13 protein-coding genes are annotated in these 14,317 nt (G+C 70.3%); 7 read left to right on the top strand and 6 right to left on the bottom strand.

Translation table 11 applies throughout. The features are described 5' to 3' along the window. Nucleotides 1–4: 4 nt before the first annotated feature. The 4 genes from VFZ09_RS20355 to VFZ09_RS20340 form a co-directional block, all read right to left on the bottom strand. The gene (locus VFZ09_RS20355) at nucleotides 5–934 is read right to left on the bottom strand and encodes an ABC transporter permease (RefSeq protein ID WP_329729283.1); all 930 of its coding nucleotides are present in this window, start codon (nucleotides 932–934) and stop codon (nucleotides 5–7) included. Beyond that, nucleotides 927–2,063, bottom strand: a complete 1,137-nt coding sequence (locus tag VFZ09_RS20350) for an ABC transporter permease (protein WP_329729282.1) — start codon at nucleotides 2,061–2,063, stop codon at nucleotides 927–929. The genes VFZ09_RS20355 and VFZ09_RS20350 overlap by 8 nt, the downstream gene beginning before the upstream one ends. Beyond that, nucleotides 2,056–3,519 (bottom strand): ABC transporter ATP-binding protein, encoded by a 1,464-nt coding sequence (locus VFZ09_RS20345; protein ID WP_329729401.1) that lies wholly within the window; start codon nucleotides 3,517–3,519, stop codon nucleotides 2,056–2,058. Before VFZ09_RS20345 ends, VFZ09_RS20350 begins: the two co-directional genes overlap by 8 nt. A 207-nt stretch (nucleotides 3,520–3,726) precedes the next feature. Further along, nucleotides 3,727–5,178 (bottom strand): Gfo/Idh/MocA family protein, encoded by a 1,452-nt coding sequence (locus tag VFZ09_RS20340; RefSeq protein ID WP_329729281.1) that lies wholly within the window; start codon nucleotides 5,176–5,178, stop codon nucleotides 3,727–3,729. Nucleotides 5,179–5,279: 101 nt separating this feature from the next. Here VFZ09_RS20340 and VFZ09_RS20335 point away from each other — a divergent pair, with 101 nt between their 5' ends. After that, nucleotides 5,280–6,587 carry a thymidine phosphorylase gene (locus tag VFZ09_RS20335; RefSeq protein ID WP_329729280.1) on the top strand — a complete coding sequence of 436 codons (1,308 nt, stop codon included), beginning with the start codon at nucleotides 5,280–5,282 and terminating at the stop codon, nucleotides 6,585–6,587. Here the strand turns inward: VFZ09_RS20335 and VFZ09_RS20330 are convergent. Next, nucleotides 6,568–7,458, bottom strand: a complete 891-nt coding sequence (locus tag VFZ09_RS20330) for a HEAT repeat domain-containing protein (RefSeq protein WP_329729279.1) — start codon at nucleotides 7,456–7,458, stop codon at nucleotides 6,568–6,570. The genes VFZ09_RS20335 and VFZ09_RS20330 overlap by 20 nt on opposite strands. Before the next feature lie 104 nt (nucleotides 7,459–7,562). Beyond that, nucleotides 7,563–8,999: a hypothetical protein gene (locus VFZ09_RS20325; RefSeq protein WP_329729278.1), complete on the bottom strand. Its 1,437-nt coding sequence runs from the start codon at nucleotides 8,997–8,999 to the stop codon at nucleotides 7,563–7,565. A gap of 186 nt (nucleotides 9,000–9,185) precedes the next feature. Between VFZ09_RS20325 and VFZ09_RS20320 the strand changes: the two genes are divergently transcribed. The 6 genes from VFZ09_RS20320 to VFZ09_RS20295 all read left to right on the top strand — a co-directional run bounded on the left by VFZ09_RS20320 (nucleotide 9,186) and on the right by VFZ09_RS20295 (nucleotide 14,291). Next, nucleotides 9,186–9,566 carry a PilZ domain-containing protein gene (locus VFZ09_RS20320; RefSeq protein ID WP_329729277.1) on the top strand — a complete coding sequence of 127 codons (381 nt, stop codon included), beginning with the start codon at nucleotides 9,186–9,188 and terminating at the stop codon, nucleotides 9,564–9,566. Further along, complete coding sequence (locus tag VFZ09_RS20315; protein ID WP_329729276.1) at nucleotides 9,563–9,967, top strand: cytidine deaminase; 405 nt, start codon at nucleotides 9,563–9,565, stop codon at nucleotides 9,965–9,967. Before VFZ09_RS20320 ends, VFZ09_RS20315 begins: the two co-directional genes overlap by 4 nt. A 10-nt stretch (nucleotides 9,968–9,977) precedes the next feature. Then, a complete protein-coding gene (locus VFZ09_RS20310) occupies nucleotides 9,978–11,306 on the top strand; it encodes a 5'-deoxyadenosine deaminase (RefSeq protein WP_329729275.1) in 1,329 nt (442 codons plus the stop codon). A gap of 186 nt (nucleotides 11,307–11,492) precedes the next feature. Further along, on the top strand, nucleotides 11,493–12,227 hold the full coding sequence (locus VFZ09_RS20305; RefSeq protein ID WP_329729274.1) for a PspA/IM30 family protein: 735 nt from the start codon (nucleotides 11,493–11,495) through the stop codon (nucleotides 12,225–12,227). Between the two features lie 27 nt (nucleotides 12,228–12,254). Then, nucleotides 12,255–13,442: an ABC transporter substrate-binding protein gene (locus tag VFZ09_RS20300; protein ID WP_329729273.1), complete on the top strand. Its 1,188-nt coding sequence runs from the start codon at nucleotides 12,255–12,257 to the stop codon at nucleotides 13,440–13,442. 39 nt (nucleotides 13,443–13,481) lie between these two features. After that, nucleotides 13,482–14,291: a hypothetical protein gene (locus VFZ09_RS20295; protein ID WP_329729272.1), complete on the top strand. Its 810-nt coding sequence runs from the start codon at nucleotides 13,482–13,484 to the stop codon at nucleotides 14,289–14,291. Nucleotides 14,292–14,317 lie beyond the last annotated feature (26 nt).

Here is a 14,317-nt window from a genome sequence, read left to right as displayed (position 1 = left end):
CGCGTCAGCGCGACTCCTGCTCGTAGGGGGTGCCGAGGGCGGCGGGGGCGTGGGTGCGCTGGCCCTGGAAGGCGAGCACCGCGAGCGTCAGCACATAGGGCAGGGCGAGGAGGAAGCCCTGGGGCACCACTTCCAGGAGGCCGGGGGCGCTGGAGGCCAGGCCGATGCGCAGCGCGTTGCCGGTGGCGAAGAAGAGGGCGGCGAGGAAGGCCCCCAGGGGCGTCCAGCGGCCGAACACCATGGCGGCCAGGGCCATGAAGCCGAGGCCGGCCGGGGTGTGCTGCTCGAAGCGATCCAGCACGGCGGTGGAGAGGGTGGCTCCGCCCAGGCCCGCGAGCATGCCGCTGCCCAGCACGGCGAGCCAGCGCAGCCCCGTCACGGACAGGCCGAGGGTGGCCACGGCATGGGGCTTCTCGCCCACGGCGCGCAGCCGCAGGCCCAGGGGCGTGCGGTAGAGCAGCCCATGGAAGACGAAGGGCAGCACCAGGGCGATCCACGTGAGGGCCGAGTGCCCGGAGAAGGCGCGCAGCAGGGGCACCTCGGACAGGCCGGGCAGGTGCCAGCGGGTGAGCTGGTGGATGGGGGGCGTGCCGTTGGGCCCGTACAGGGACTCGAGGAGGTAGGTGCCCCCGGCGAGCGCCACGAGGTTGATGGCCATGCCGGACACCACCTGGTCCGAGCGCCAGCGGATGCACAGGTAGCCGTGGATGGCGGCCATGCCGGCCCCGGCGGCCATGCCCATCAGCACGCCCACGGGGGTGGGGAAGGTGATGGCCGCCACGGCCGCGCAGAAGGCGCCCGCGCGCATCATCCCCTCGACGCCCACGTTCACCACGCCGGAGCGCTCGCACAGCGTGGCCCCCAGCGCGGCGAAGAGCAGCGAGGGGAAGTACTCCAGCGTGGAGGACAGGAGGGCTTCGATGATTTCAAGCACGGGGCACCTCCGGGCTGGCTTCCGGCTGCCGGGTGGGCGCCATGGGGGCCACCTTCCTCGGGCGCAGCAGCGAGAGCCACACCATCCGGCCCGCCACGAAGAGCAGGGCGAGGCCCTGGATGAGCTCGGGGTAGCTCTTGTGCACGCCGAGCAGCTGCATGCGCGTGCCGCCCGCGCGCAGGGCGCCGAAGAAGAGGGCGGACAGCGCCACGCCCAGCGGGTGGTTGCCGCCGATGAGCGAGATGGCGATGCCGTCGAAGCCGTAGGGCGCGCCCAGTCCGCCCGGGTACCGGTACTCGGTGCCCAGCACGAGCACGGCGCCGGCCATGCCCGCGAGCGCTCCCGCCAGCCCCATGGCCTGGGCGGTGCGCCGCACCACCGGAATGCCCGCGGCCCGGGCGGCCTCGGCGCCCAGGCCCACCGCGCGCGTCTCGAAGCCCGAGCGCAGCCGCGAGAGCCACACCCAGATGGCCAGCGCCACCGCGAGCGCCAGGGGGAAGCCGAGGTGCAGGCGGGACATTTCCCCGAGCAGCCGGGGCAGCTGCGCGCTGGCGGCGATCTCCGCCGTGCCCGTGGTGGAGAGGTGGGTGCCGGCACCGGCCCTCAGCGGGCCCACCGACAGCCAGTTGTCCACCAGGCTCACCGCCACCCAGTTGAGCATGATGGTGGAGATGACCTCGTGGACGCCCCGGCTGAGCTTGAGGGCCGCGGCGATGAGCGCCCACAGGCCTCCGGCCACGCAGGCGGCGAGCACCGCCACGGGGATGTGCAGCACGGCGGGCAGTTGCAGCTGGGCACCCGCCACGGCCGCCGCGAGCGCTCCCACGAGCATCTGCCCCTGGGCGCCGATGTTGAAGAGGCCCACCTTGAAGGCCACCGTCACCGACAGGCCGGTGAGCAGCAGCAGGGCGGCCTTGATGGCGGCCTCGCCGAGGGGCCGGGTGAGGACGGCGAGCCGCCCGCCCTCGAAGTACTGGGGCCAGTCGCCCAGGCCGCCGCGGAGCATCTGGAGATAGGCCCCGGTGGCCGTCTCCGCGTCGCGCGTGAGGGCGATGAACACCCAGCACACGGCGAGCGCCAGGAGCACGGAGAAGACGGAGGGGAGTACCGCGCGCAGCCGCTCACCCATGGGCCACCTCCCCGCGGGTGCCGAGCATCCGGCGGCCGATCTCCCGCTCGTCGAACTCGGGCCGGGTGAAGGTGCCGGTGATGCGGCCCTCGAAGAAGACGTAGACGCGATCGGCCAGGGCCAGGACTTCCTCCAGGTCCAACGAGACGAGCACCACTCCGGCTCCCTTGTCGCGCGCCTCGCGCAGCTTCGCCTGCACCTGCGCCACCGCGCCGATGTCCAGGCCGCGCGTGGGCTGCACCACCACCAGCAGCTTCGGCCCCGCGTCCAGCTCGCGCGCCACCACCACCTTCTGCTGGTTGCCACCGGAGAGCGCCTGCAGCGGCACCTCGGGGTCCGGCGGCCGCACGTCGTAGGCCTTCAGCAGCGCCGCGGTGCGCTCGCGCCGGCCCGCGAAGTCCACCTGGAGTCCCCGGGCGAAGGGCGCCTGCGTCTGCCGCCCCAGCGCCACGTTCTCCTCCACCGTCATGGCCTTCACCACCGCGCGCCACAGCCGATCCTCGGGCACGTGCCCCACGCCCCGGCGCCGGGCCTCGGCGGGCGTCAGCCCCGTGAGCGGCGCGCCCAGCAGGGTGCCTCCGCCTCCGTCCAACGTCCGCAGGCCCGTGAGCACCTCGGCGAGCTCGCGCTGGCCGTTGCCGTCCACTCCGGCGATGCCGACGATCTCCCCCGCGTGCACCTCCAGGGAGACGCCCTGGAGCGCGGGCCGGCCGTCCTCGCCCCGGGCGCGGAGGTCCTTCGCCTCCAGCAGCTTCTCGCCCCCGGGAGGGTGGTAGGCCTGGGCCTCGGCCTGGGGGACGCGCGACTCGCCCACCATGAGCGCGGCCAGCTCCTCGGGCCGGGTGTTGGCGGCGCGCACCTCGGCCACCAGCCGGCCCCGCCGCATCACGGCGACCCGCTCGGCCACGCTGAGCACCTCGCGCAGCTTGTGGCTGATGAAGACGACGGTGCGCCCGCCGGCCGCCAGCCCCCGGGCCACCCGGAAGAGGTCATCCGACTCCTGGGGGGTGAGCACCGCGGTGGGCTCGTCGAGGATGAGCACCTGGGCACCCCGGTGCAGCGCCTTCACGATTTCGACCTTCTGCTGCGAGCCCACGGAGAGGGTGTCCACCCGGGCGCGCGGATCCAACTTGAAGCCGAAGCGCTCGCAGGTGGCGGCCACCTCCTGGCAGGCCCGGTCCATGTCCATGCGGCCCCAGCGCGAGGGCTCGCGGCCGAGCACCACGTTCTCGGCCACGGTGAGGGTGGGGACGAGCATGAAGTGCTGGTGCACCATGCCGATGCCCTGGGCGATGGCGTCGCGGGGGCTGCGCAGGCGTACGGGCTGGCCCTTCACGAGCACCTCGCCGGAGTCGGCCTGGTAGAGCCCGTAGAGGACGTTCATCAAGGTGGACTTGCCAGCGCCGTTCTCGCCCACGAGGGCGAGGATTTCCCCGGTGCCGATGTCCAGCGACACGTCGTCCAGGGCGGTCACGGCGCCGAAGCGCTTGTGGATGTGCCGGAGGGAGATCAAGACAGTCCACCTTTATCAGATGGATGGCGGGATGGCGTGCACGCTGGATACACCGGGCGTGAAGGTGGGCCAGCACTCCACGGGCGGGGTGGGGGGGCAAGGTGCCGGTGCCCTGGCTCCCGAGGGTCGAGGCCCCCCCCATGGCGGAGCTCAGCGCAGCGCGAAGCCCACGAGGGGATTCTCCCCCCTGCGCTGCAGCACGTGGGAGGCGTAGACGGAGCTCATCAGCCGCACGGGAACGCGGTGCTCCTCGAGGCTGGAGCGCACCCGCTCCCGGGGCAGCTCGCCCCGGATGAACTGGAGGAACTCCACCACCACCGCCTCCTTGGCCTGCTCGGTGGCCAGCCGCTCCGCGTCGTACCCGGCCCGCGCCTCCAGCTCGCCCATGCGGATGATCTCCAGCGGCCGTGCATCGCCGGTGAGCCCGCTGTTGCGGAAGACGTGGATGTCGAAGTGGTTGTTCCCTCCCACCGCGTGCTCGTCCCCCGTGCCCTCATCGTGCTCGGCCCGGCTCTGGTAGGAGTGCACCTGGATGTTCTGGAACGGGCCCTGTTGGATGCTGTGGTGCTCGTGTTTGACGCGGCCGTTGCCCTTGTACAGGTTCTTCCCGGGCTCGAGCCTGTCGCGCCGGCTGAAGCTGTTGTGCAGCAGGTGGATGGACAGGTGGCATACGCTCTCGCCCTCCTGGAGCAGCCGGATGGTGGAGAAGGCGTCGAGTTCCCCGTAGTTCCGCACGCGCTGCCTCAGTGACTCCTCGTCATGGGGCCAGGCGCTCCGGTACTCCGGTCCGAAGAGCCGCTCGTGGTCCTTCGCGTCCAGCTGGCGCAGATAGCCGCCCGGACCCTGGAACGAGGAGAACACCTCCGCGAAGTCCGCCTGCTTTCCGGTGATGCGCGCCACCGACTGGTAGAGCCACCAGGCCAGGTCGAAGAAGTGGTACCCGCTGTGGGAGACCTTGCCGTAGCCCTCGTTGTAGCCGTGGTAGCCGAGGGTGACCAGCTCCGAGGGCAGCCGCCACTGCCCGTCGGCATGCGAGGACTGGAGGGAGGTGATGGGGCAGTTCGTCCGTCCGGCGATCTCCTCGAGCAGCTCCCTCACCCGCTGGAAGCCCGGGTGGAAGCGCCGCTGCACGTTGATGCTGAAGAGGGTCTGCTTCTCCTTCTGGAGCCGGGCATGGGCGGAGAGCAGGGCCTCGTAGTCGCCGTGGATGCCCACGGCCTGGTGCAGATCCGTGGCGGCGTTCTCCCGGGTGGTGACGGGCTTGTCCATGAGGATGTGCAGCCGCTCCTCCAGGGCCCACTCCGCATAGGCCCTGTGCGACAGGGGCTCGGTGGCGATGATGACGCCGTCGAGCCGCTCCCGCCGGGCGATGCGGCTGAGCGCGGCCCTCACGTCCTCGGGCATGTGCTGCTGGAAGGGCTTCACGAAGAGCAGCTCCGGGCGCAGCTCCCGCGTGGCGAGGAACGAGCGGACCTCCGCTTCCTTCGCCTCGAGCTCCACCCCCAGCGCCACCTCCACGCCGAACCGCTCCCGCAGCCGCTGCAGGGCGGGCACATACACGCGCCTGGCATGAGGCCCGAGACCCATGATCGCGATTTTCATGTCTTCTTTTTAAAACAGGTTTTGCCCGAGTGGTTGTGACGGTTCCATGCGCCGGACATCCGGTGCCACTTCCGCCCGGCTTCCTGGTATGGGCTTTTCCCGTGAGACCCTACGAGCTCATCAAGGCCAAGCGGGATGGACAGCGGTTGGCGCCCGAGGACATCCGGGCGTTCATCGAGGCGTACACGGCGGGGCAGGTGCCGGACTACCAGATGTCCGCCCTGTGCATGGCGGTCTTCTTCCGGGGGCTGGACTCGGTGGAGCTGGGCGCCTGGGCGCAGGCGATGCTCCGGTCCGGCGAGGTGGTGGACCTGTCGGATTCACCGGGCGTGAAGGTGGACAAGCACTCCACGGGTGGAGTGGGGGACAAGGTGTCGGTGAGCCTGGCGCCCCTGGCGGCGGCCTGTGGGGTTCCGGTGCCGATGATTTCGGGCCGGGGCCTGGGGCACACCGGTGGGACGGTGGACAAGCTGCTGTCCATTCCCGGCTTCCGGATGGATGTACCGGTGCCGGAGTACCGCCGGCTGGTGCGCGAGGTGGGTTGCTGCCTCATCAGCCAGACGGAGGCGATCGCCCCGGCGGACAAGAAGCTCTACGCGCTGCGGGACGTGACGGCCACGGTGGACTGCATTCCGCTCATCGCCAGCTCCATCATGAGCAAGAAGCTGGCGGAGGGCATTGATGCCCTGGTGCTGGACGTGAAGGTGGGCAGCGGGGCCTTCATGAAGAAGGCGGAGGACGCGCGCACGCTGGCCCGGACGATGATTGGTATCGGCGCGGAGATGGGCCGCAAGGTGACGGCGCTGCTCACGGACATGAACCAGCCGCTGGGCCGCGCGGTGGGCAACGCGCTGGAGATCGTCGAGGCCGTGGAGATGCTGCATGGCCGGGCTCCGGCGGACTACACCGAGGTGACGATGGCGCTCACCGCGGAGATGCTGGTGCTGGGCCGCAAGGCGTCCACCATCGCCGAGGCGCGGTCGATGCTGGAGAAGGTCATCGCGGACGGGAGCGCGGTGCGCAAGCTGAAGGAGATCGTCCAGGCGCAGGGCGGAGATCCGCGCGCCATCGACGACTACTCGCGGCTGCCCCAGGCGCGCTCCACGGTGGATGTGGTGCTGGCGCCCCGGGATGGCTTCGTCACGGTCATCGACACGGAGGCGGTGGGCCTGGCGGCGGTGGCACTGGGGGCTGGCCGGCAGCGGTTGGACAGCATCATCGACCCCGCGGTGGGCTTCACGCTGCTGCGCAAGGAGGGCGAGCCCGTGAAGGCGGGGGAGCCGGTGGTGCGGGTGCACTACAACGACCCGGCCCCGCTGGAAGAGGTGAAGGGGCGCCTGGCCAAGGCGTACCAGTTCGGGCCCCAGGCCCCCGCTCCCCGGCCGCTGGTCATCGAGCGGCTGGAGTAACCGGGCGATTGCGGAGTGCTCGTGCGGCATCATCGAAGACCCTGGCCAGGACTGGTTCCGCCGGGCGGTGTGCTTCGATGATGTCGGCGTCTTCCGGCTGTCCGACGAACTTGAGCAGACTCGCTGCTCGCAGAGCGCAGTTGAGAGCGGTCGCCGCGACCAGGGTCCGGGCCAGATCGCGCAGCTCGGCGCGGGATTCGGGCGGGAGGGTAGGGAGGACTCGCTCCTCATGCAGGAGCAGCAGGATGAGCAGGCGATCGCAGTAGTACGAGGCCTCTCCCTGGTGGCGAGCAGCGGTCTCGGACAGGGACCGGGCCACGGAGATGAACGGGGGGAGCGCGGAGACCAGGGACTCTGGCAACTCCTCTTCGAGCACGGAGAGGACGCCCGTCTTGTGCCCTACGGGGATGGCGGGGTCGAGGGCCCACTGGCGAAGCTCTTCCGGAGACTTCTCCAGGAGCATCAACAGGCCGTGCAAGGGCCTGGAGACCAGTGGTTCAAGCCGCTTCAGGCCACGCCGGACGGAAGGAAGCAGATCCGGATGGCGTTTCCTCCAGAGCGCGTGAGCCAGTGCGCTCACGTCTCCAGGATCCGGTTTGCCCGTCACCAGCCGCTCCAACCTCCGTACCAGGGTTGTCCTTGCTCCGGATTCCGTGATGCGTCCAAGCGCCTGGGTGATGGCTTCCACGACGGATTCCCCGTCGGCATCTCGTGCTTCCTCAATGGCGAGTTGCTGCTCCAGACGTCTGGCACTGGCTGCGCCCCCAAGCGCTCCCAGGCCGAATGCCGCGGCTTGTCGTACGAGCGCATCCGGGTGGGTCAGCATCTCTTCCAGCAGGGGCCTGGCCTTGCGTGTGCCCAGCTGCGTCACCAGGGCGCCCGCTCGAGCCTCGTCCCCGAACCTGCATGCGTCCACCAACTCCTGCCGCCATTGCATGACGTCTGGTCTGGGCGTCATCTCGTGTCCCGGCTTGCTCAGGGGAAGCTCACGCCTCGCGGGACATAACGCCTGAGCAGGGTTCCGTCGAGCAGGTACAACTCGTGGATGGCCAGTGGGTCCGCTCGAATCATGGACTCGAAGGCCGTCAGCTCCCGTTGCACATCCCGAGCGTTGGAGACGTAGTTGGTGTTGTGCCTCACGCCATCGGGCCGGACCGAGGTGACATCCGGCTTTCGGGAGCGGACACCCTGGACTGGCTCCGAATCGTAGACCCGATCTCCCTGGGCCGTCCGCTGTGCCTTGTTCTTCCTCAAGGCGGTGTGTCCGGCGGCCTCGCGTCTGGCCAGTTCCTCTTCGATGGCCTCGTTGTGGGGAGGGTTCTGCCGGGTGTGGGGCTTGCCATAACGGGTGGAGAGCCTGGGACCACCGCCCGGGTCATCCATCGCGGCGCAGAAAGCGAGCTCCCCACAGAGGGACGCGGCAGCGGTGCCCGTGGCCACCCCCGTGACGACGAGCGTCCCGTCGGCCACGATCTGCACCGTGGTGATGGACCCCAGCGCCGGCCCGCCTGCTGGCGCATGGCGAAGAGGGCTCAAGAGCGTCCACAGGCCCCCCTCGGGCACTTTGGGAAGAACCTGGGGCACTCCGAGACTGGCCACCACCACCAGCACCCGGAGTGCCGTGCCCCCGACAGATCTGCCAAAGCGCTCGGCTGCTGCTTCCAACTCCTGATGCGTGGTGGCGGCCTCGGCCTCCTGATGGAGGCGCAAGCACGCCAGGGCCAGGCGTCCCAACTCCACCAGCCCCACCAGCAGGGCCAGTCGTACCGTGAGCGTGGCGACGAAGGCCTTGGAGAAGAACGGCTCGGGCGCCAGCCAGGCGGCGAAGTACACCAGTATCGACAGCGAGACGCTGGTCAGGAAGGCCGGGGCATTGAAGAGTTCCTGGGCTGCCTCGCGGATGCCGTCACCCATGTACCGGGTGGAGAGTTTGAGGGCGAGGGAGAGCCGGCTCGATTCCAGGGACTCGGGCACCGGAAGGAGCGCGGGCCCATAAAGGGAGAAGAACTCCTCGCGCAGCCTCTGCTCCCATGCGGTCGCGGCTCCCTGGGTTGGGTTCGTGGCTCCCGGGAATTCCATCAGCCGCAGCCGAGGGGTGGCACGAGGCCGGATGGAGTCGAATGCCCCGAGCAGCGGGCGTATCTCCGTCACGGTCAGTGCCTCGAGGCTGGAATGAGGTGCCAGGGCGGGGAAGGACAATCGCAGGGGGCCTTCCAGTGGCGTATGGATGAGCACGGGGAGGAGCTCCGCCGAGAGGGGTCCACCGGCCAGGGGCGTTGCCTGCTGGCGGACGACCGCGGGCGGTTGCGAGTGCAGGAGGCTGACCGCCTGGACCCGCGAGGTGGCGCAAGCGGAGAGAAGGGCGAAGCCCAGGGCCAGGGCCATACGCGGCAGCGAAGGGGCTGTCCTCATGTGCCGTGCAGCATGCCCAACCCCTGGCTGTGGGACCACCGGCGCTCTCCCAGTCCTGTCGTTTCCCCCCCAGGGGGCGCACTGTCCAGGGGTCACCCATTCCACACCTGTGCACGGGAGTCCGTGCGAAGGGCGCGAGTGTAGGTATGATGGGCCAGCAGTAGCCCGCGCGGGAGCGAGCAAGGCATGAGTGAGCAGTCCAAGGACGATGGCCAGCGGCGAGCGGATGAGCGGCGGGAGTCTCCCCGGGTTCCCATGCGCATCCGCGTGCGGCGTGAGAACTCGTCGCAGGCGTTCGATTCCCGGGAGGGCAACATCTCACTCGGGGGCTTCGCCTGGTTCGGCACGTCCCTGTCGGTGGGCATGAAGGTGGAGGCGCGCTTCACGCTGCCCGGCTCCACCGAGGAGCTCCAGGTCCGTGGCGAGGTCCTCCACGTGGCGCACGGCTCGCGTGGCTCCTCGGCGCACGTGCGTTTCCTGGATCTGCCGGTGGAGCTCGAGATGCTCATCGCCCGCTACCTCGATGACCTCGAGCTGGCGGAATCCAAGAGGGGAGGCGGCCCATGAGCGCGGAGATTCCCTGGGAGCAGCTGTTCGAGGCGGCCAGGAAGGTCCGGGAGCGCGCCCATGCGCCGTACTCGAAGTTCCCCGTGGGCGCGGCGGTGCTCTACGCGGACGGCTCGGTGGTGACGGGCTGCAACGTGGAGAATTCCTCCTACGGACTCTCCGTGTGTGCCGAGCGTGGTGCGCTCGCGGCCGGAGTGGCCCAGGGCCGGAGCAAGCCGGTGGCGGTGGCCATCGTGGTGGACACGCCCACCCCGTGCCCCCCCTGCGGCATGTGCCGGCAGGTGATGCTGGAGTTCGCCCCCAAGGAGCTGCCCGTGCGCAGCCGCAACCTCAAGGGTGACGAGGCGCGCTACTCCCTGGGGGAGCTGCTCCCCCACGCCTTCACCAGCGATTTCCTCTAGAGTGCCGGTCGTGGATCTGCTCCTCACCAACGGCACCGTCGTGACCATGAACCGCGAGCGCGAGGTGCTCGCGGAGGCAGATGTCCTCATCCAGGACGGGCGCATCGCCCGGGTGGGACGCAACATCCGGACCCGGGGCGGCGGTCTGCGCGTGCTGGACGTCGCCGGCAAGGTGGTGCTGCCCGGCCTCATCCACGGCCACCTGCACGCCTGCCAGACGCTCTTCCGCAACCGGGCGGACGGGCTGGAGCTGCTGGACTGGTTGCGCGAGCGCATCTGGCCCTTCGAGGCCGCGCACGACGCGGACTCCATGCGCGCCTCGGCGGACCTGACCTTCGCGGAGCTCATCCGCTCGGGGGCCACGGCGGCGCTCGACATGGGCACGGTGCGCCACTACGACGCCGTCTTCGAGTCCGCCCGTGACTGCGGCTTCCGGCTCACCGGCGGCAAGGCGATGATGGACGCGCCCGATGTCCCCACCGGGCTGCACGAGTCCACCGAGGCCTCGCTGGCCGAGAGCCTCGCGCTGCTGGAGCGCTGGCACGGCACCCACGGGGACCGGCTGCGCTACGCCTTCGCGCCGCGTTTCGTCCTCTCGTGCACGGAGAAGCTGATGCGCGAGGTGGGGCGCCTGGCCCGGGAGAAGGGCGTGCGCATCCACACCCACGCCAGCGAGAACCGCTCGGAAATCCAGGCGGTGCGAGACCTCTCCGGCCGGGACAACGTGACCTGGTTCCACGACATGGGCCTCACCGGCCCGCATGTGACGCTGGCCCACTGCGTGTGGGTCTCCGAGGCGGAGCAGAAGCTGTTGCGCGACACGCGCACGGTGGTGTGCCACTGCCCCGGCTCCAACCTCAAGCTGGCCTCGGGTTTCGCTCCGGTGCCCGAACTGTTGGACGCCGGTGTGACCGTGTGCCTCGGTGCCGACGGCGCGCCCTGCAACAACAACCTGGACATGTTCCAGGAGATGCGGCTGGCGGCGCTGCTGCACAAGCCGCGCGTGGGCCCCCGGGGCATGCCGCCCGAGCGCGTGCTGGAGATGGCCACGCTCGGCGGCGCCAAGGCCATTGGCATGGAGGCGGAGCTGGGCTCGCTCGAGGAGGGCAAGCGCGCGGACATCACCGTGGTGGACCTCGCCGGTCTCCACTCCACCCCGGCCGACCCCCGGGACGTGCTCTCCCCGCTCGTCTACGCCGCCCGCTCCACCGACGTGGTCCACGTCCTCATCGACGGCAAACCCGTCCTCAAGGACCGCGCCCTCCTGACCCTGGACGCGGCCTCCGTGGCCTCGAGCGCCCGTCAGCACTCCGCCCGCATCACCGCCCGGGTCCGCTGAGGCCTCGATTCCGTGACAGGTAGGGCCTGCTCGCACTCCGAGCGAACCAGCGGAGTCACGGGGAGAACGTTGGGCAATGGGCACCGTTCGCCGAGCGTAGGCCCCAGGCATTCGTCATACGTGGAATACGGTGGGATGGTGTAAGGTCCCCACAAGACTCGAATTCGCAGGAGGTAGACCCCGGCCATGTGGAACCGGTTCACAAGGGCAATGCGCAGCTTCTTCGGCTTCTTCGTCTCCTCCATCGAGGACCCGGAGCTCATTCTCGAGCAGAACATCCGTGACCTGAACGATCAGGTCCCGAAGATGAACGAGTCCATCGCCATGGTGCGGGCGAACCTGACGCTCCTGGAGAAGGAGAACGCCAAGTACAAGAACGACATCCGCGACCTGACGGCGAAGGTGAAGGCGGCCATCCAGGCGGGGCGCGATGACCTGGCGGCGCAGTACGCCACCAAGCTGCAGACGGAGAAGGCGGCGCTGGAGCGCAACGAGCAGCAGCTCGAGACGGCCAAGGTGGCGTACGAGAAGTCGCTGAACCTGAAGAAGGCCTTCATGCGCGAGAAGGACCGCAAGACGCAGGAGGCGATGAACGCCATCCGCGACGCGCGGCGTGCGCAGTGGCAGTCCAAGGTGGCCGACGCCATGGAGTCCTTCCAGGTGGCCGGCATCGACGCCACGCACGACGAGATGGTGCGCAAGGTCAACGAGAAGGCCGCCGTCAACGAGGCGCGCATGCAGATGGCGCTCGAGTCGGTGGACCACCAGGCCGTGCAGATCGAGGAGGACGCCGAGCGTCTGCAGGCGATGGACCTCGTGAAGCAGATGAAGATGGAGATGGGTCTCCAGAGCCCCGCGCCGGTGTCCGAGGTGGGTGGTGGCACGGAGAAGACCATCGGCAAGAAGGTGGAGATCAAGTAGTCCCGTGGGACGGAGGAGGCCGAGCTGATGGCGTTGCGACGCGGACCCGGCCTCTATCCGTTCCTGGCGTTGTGTGTCCTGGGGGCGCTGTACCTGCTGGCCTCGCGGCTGGGGTACCTGGACCGCCTCCAGGCGCGGTTCTTCCCGGCGGCCAAGGAGGCGGTGCGCCTGTCGCCGGGAGACTTCCCCGCGGGAGTGGCGGCACCGGTGGCGGACCTGGCCTCGGTGCCCTTGAGGCCCACGCTCATCGGCTTCACCGCGAGAGGCTCGGCGGCGGCGCTGCTGCTGGCCACCGGTGGGGCCTCGACGCTGGACAACCCCGAGGTACCGGCGGGCGCGGCGCAGGGCCTGTTGAAGACGGCCTACGCCATGGACGCGCGGGCCGTCGTCTTCGCCACGGACGAGGAGCTGCGGCAGGCGCTGGCGGTGGGCGCGGAGCACGGCGGGGTGGACATGGCGGCCATCTCGGTGGACCGGCTGGCGGCGTGGCTGCCGTCGCTGCGGGACGCGGCGCCGCGCACGGTGATGTTGCTGGGGCGCAGCCGCGGGCAGGAGGCGCTGGCGGCGGTGGGCGTGCCGGACCTGGCCTCGCTGAGGGGCAAGCGGCTGGGGGTGTATGCCTCGGGCTCCTCGTACTACTTCGCGCTGTGGGTGCTGTCGCGCGCGGGCCTGCGCATGGCGGACGTGCGGTGGGTGGACCTGCCCTCCACGCTGGACGCGGGCCGGGCCCTGCGCGAGGGCCGGGCGGACGCGGTGGCGGGGCTGTGGGGCGACGTGGAGCTGGCGGCGAGGGACCGGGGCGGCGCGGTGCTGGCCACCACGGCGGACGCGCCGCACCTGGTGGCCACGGTGCTGGTGGCCCGGGGGGATTACGCCGCGCGCTACCCGGACGCGGTCCGCCGCGTCATCCGCGGGCTGCTGGACGCGGGGGCCAGTGTTCAGAAGGACCCGGGGCCCGGGGCGCGGCTGTTGGGCGAGGTGGCCCCCTACCTGGGAGACCCCACCGAGGCCATCCGCAGCGCCCCTCCGGCGACGTTGGCGGACAATCGGGCCTTCTTCGGGCTTTCCGGCGAGGCGCCCGTCACCTATGACGAGCTCTTCCAGAGCGCCTCGGCGCTCTACCGGAAGATCAGGCGCACGGCGGCGGCCCCGCCAGCCGAGGACACTCGCGACCTCGGCGCGCTGAAATACGTGTCGGAGGCGCGAGGGCCCTGAGCCCTCTGTCCGCGAGGCGCCTTGCTGGCGAGGACTTCCGTGGCCCGCACTCCCAACTTCTTCAAGGCTGCCCTCCTGTTGCCCGCCAACCTGGTCGGGCTGTTGACCGCGGGGGCCTCGGCGGCGATGACCGGGGATCCGACTCCAGCGCTGGTGGCGCTCGGGGTGGAGGCGGTCTACCTGGGCGTGGTGCCCTTCACGAAGCGCTTCCAGCGGGCGGTGCGCGCGAGCAACCCGGAGGCGCAGGCGGACGATGCCGCGCGGCAGCAGGTGGACGCGTTGCTGTCGGATCTGGCCGCCTCGCAGCGCGAGCACTACCAGGTGCTGGTGGGGCTGAAGGAGAAGATCCTCGCCAACTACGCGAAGCTGCCCGGCGGGCGGGTGCTGGCGGCCAGCAGCGAGCAGCGGTTGGACGCGCTGCTCACCTCGTTCCTGCGGCTGATCTCCACGCTGAACCAGTACCGCACGTACCTGAACTCCTCGGAGCGGCAGGCGCTGGAGAAGGACGTGCGCGCGCTGGAGTCGGAGCTGGGGCAGGAGACGAACCCGCGGCTGAAGGACGTGAAGGAGAAGCGGCTGGAGATCCTCCGCAAGCGGCTGGCGCGCTTCGAGCAGGCGGGGGAGAGCCGCGAGATGGTGAGCCACCAGCTGGCGAGCATCGAGGACCTGATGCGGCTGACGCACGAGCAGTCCATCGCCATCCGGGACCCCGAGAGCGTGAACCGGCAGCTCGAGGCGCTCAGCGCGGAGGCGCAGGCGACGGACGATACGGTGCGCGACATGGAGCGCTTCCTCGACTTCACCGAGGAGACCTCGGGTCCGCTGCCGCACGGGACTCGGGTGCGGTAGCGGAGGTCCGCGGTCGTCCCCTCTCC

Origin of the sequence: Archangium sp. (assembly GCF_036277355.1) — a bacterium.
Taxonomy (GTDB): domain Bacteria; phylum Myxococcota; class Myxococcia; order Myxococcales; family Myxococcaceae; genus Archangium.
Note: the sequence above shows the minus strand (reverse complement) of the source record. Positions and strands in the feature narration are given on the sequence as shown.

Excerpts from the sequence above, each read along its gene's own strand:
- VFZ09_RS20305 (WP_329729274.1), top strand. The coding sequence starts at position 11,493 with ATGTGGAACCGGTTCACAAGGGCAATGCGCAGCTTCTTCGGCTTCTTC.
- VFZ09_RS20300 (WP_329729273.1), top strand. The coding sequence starts at position 12,255 with ATGGCGTTGCGACGCGGACCCGGCCTCTATCCGTTCCTGGCGTTGTGT.
- VFZ09_RS20325 (WP_329729278.1), bottom strand. The coding sequence starts at position 8,999 with ATGAGGACAGCCCCTTCGCTGCCGCGTATGGCCCTGGCCCTGGGCTTC.
- VFZ09_RS20320 (WP_329729277.1), top strand. The coding sequence starts at position 9,186 with ATGAGTGAGCAGTCCAAGGACGATGGCCAGCGGCGAGCGGATGAGCGG.
- VFZ09_RS20340 (WP_329729281.1), bottom strand. The coding sequence starts at position 5,178 with ATGAAAATCGCGATCATGGGTCTCGGGCCTCATGCCAGGCGCGTGTAT.
- VFZ09_RS20315 (WP_329729276.1), top strand. The coding sequence starts at position 9,563 with ATGAGCGCGGAGATTCCCTGGGAGCAGCTGTTCGAGGCGGCCAGGAAG.
- VFZ09_RS20350 (WP_329729282.1), bottom strand. The coding sequence starts at position 2,063 with ATGGGTGAGCGGCTGCGCGCGGTACTCCCCTCCGTCTTCTCCGTGCTC.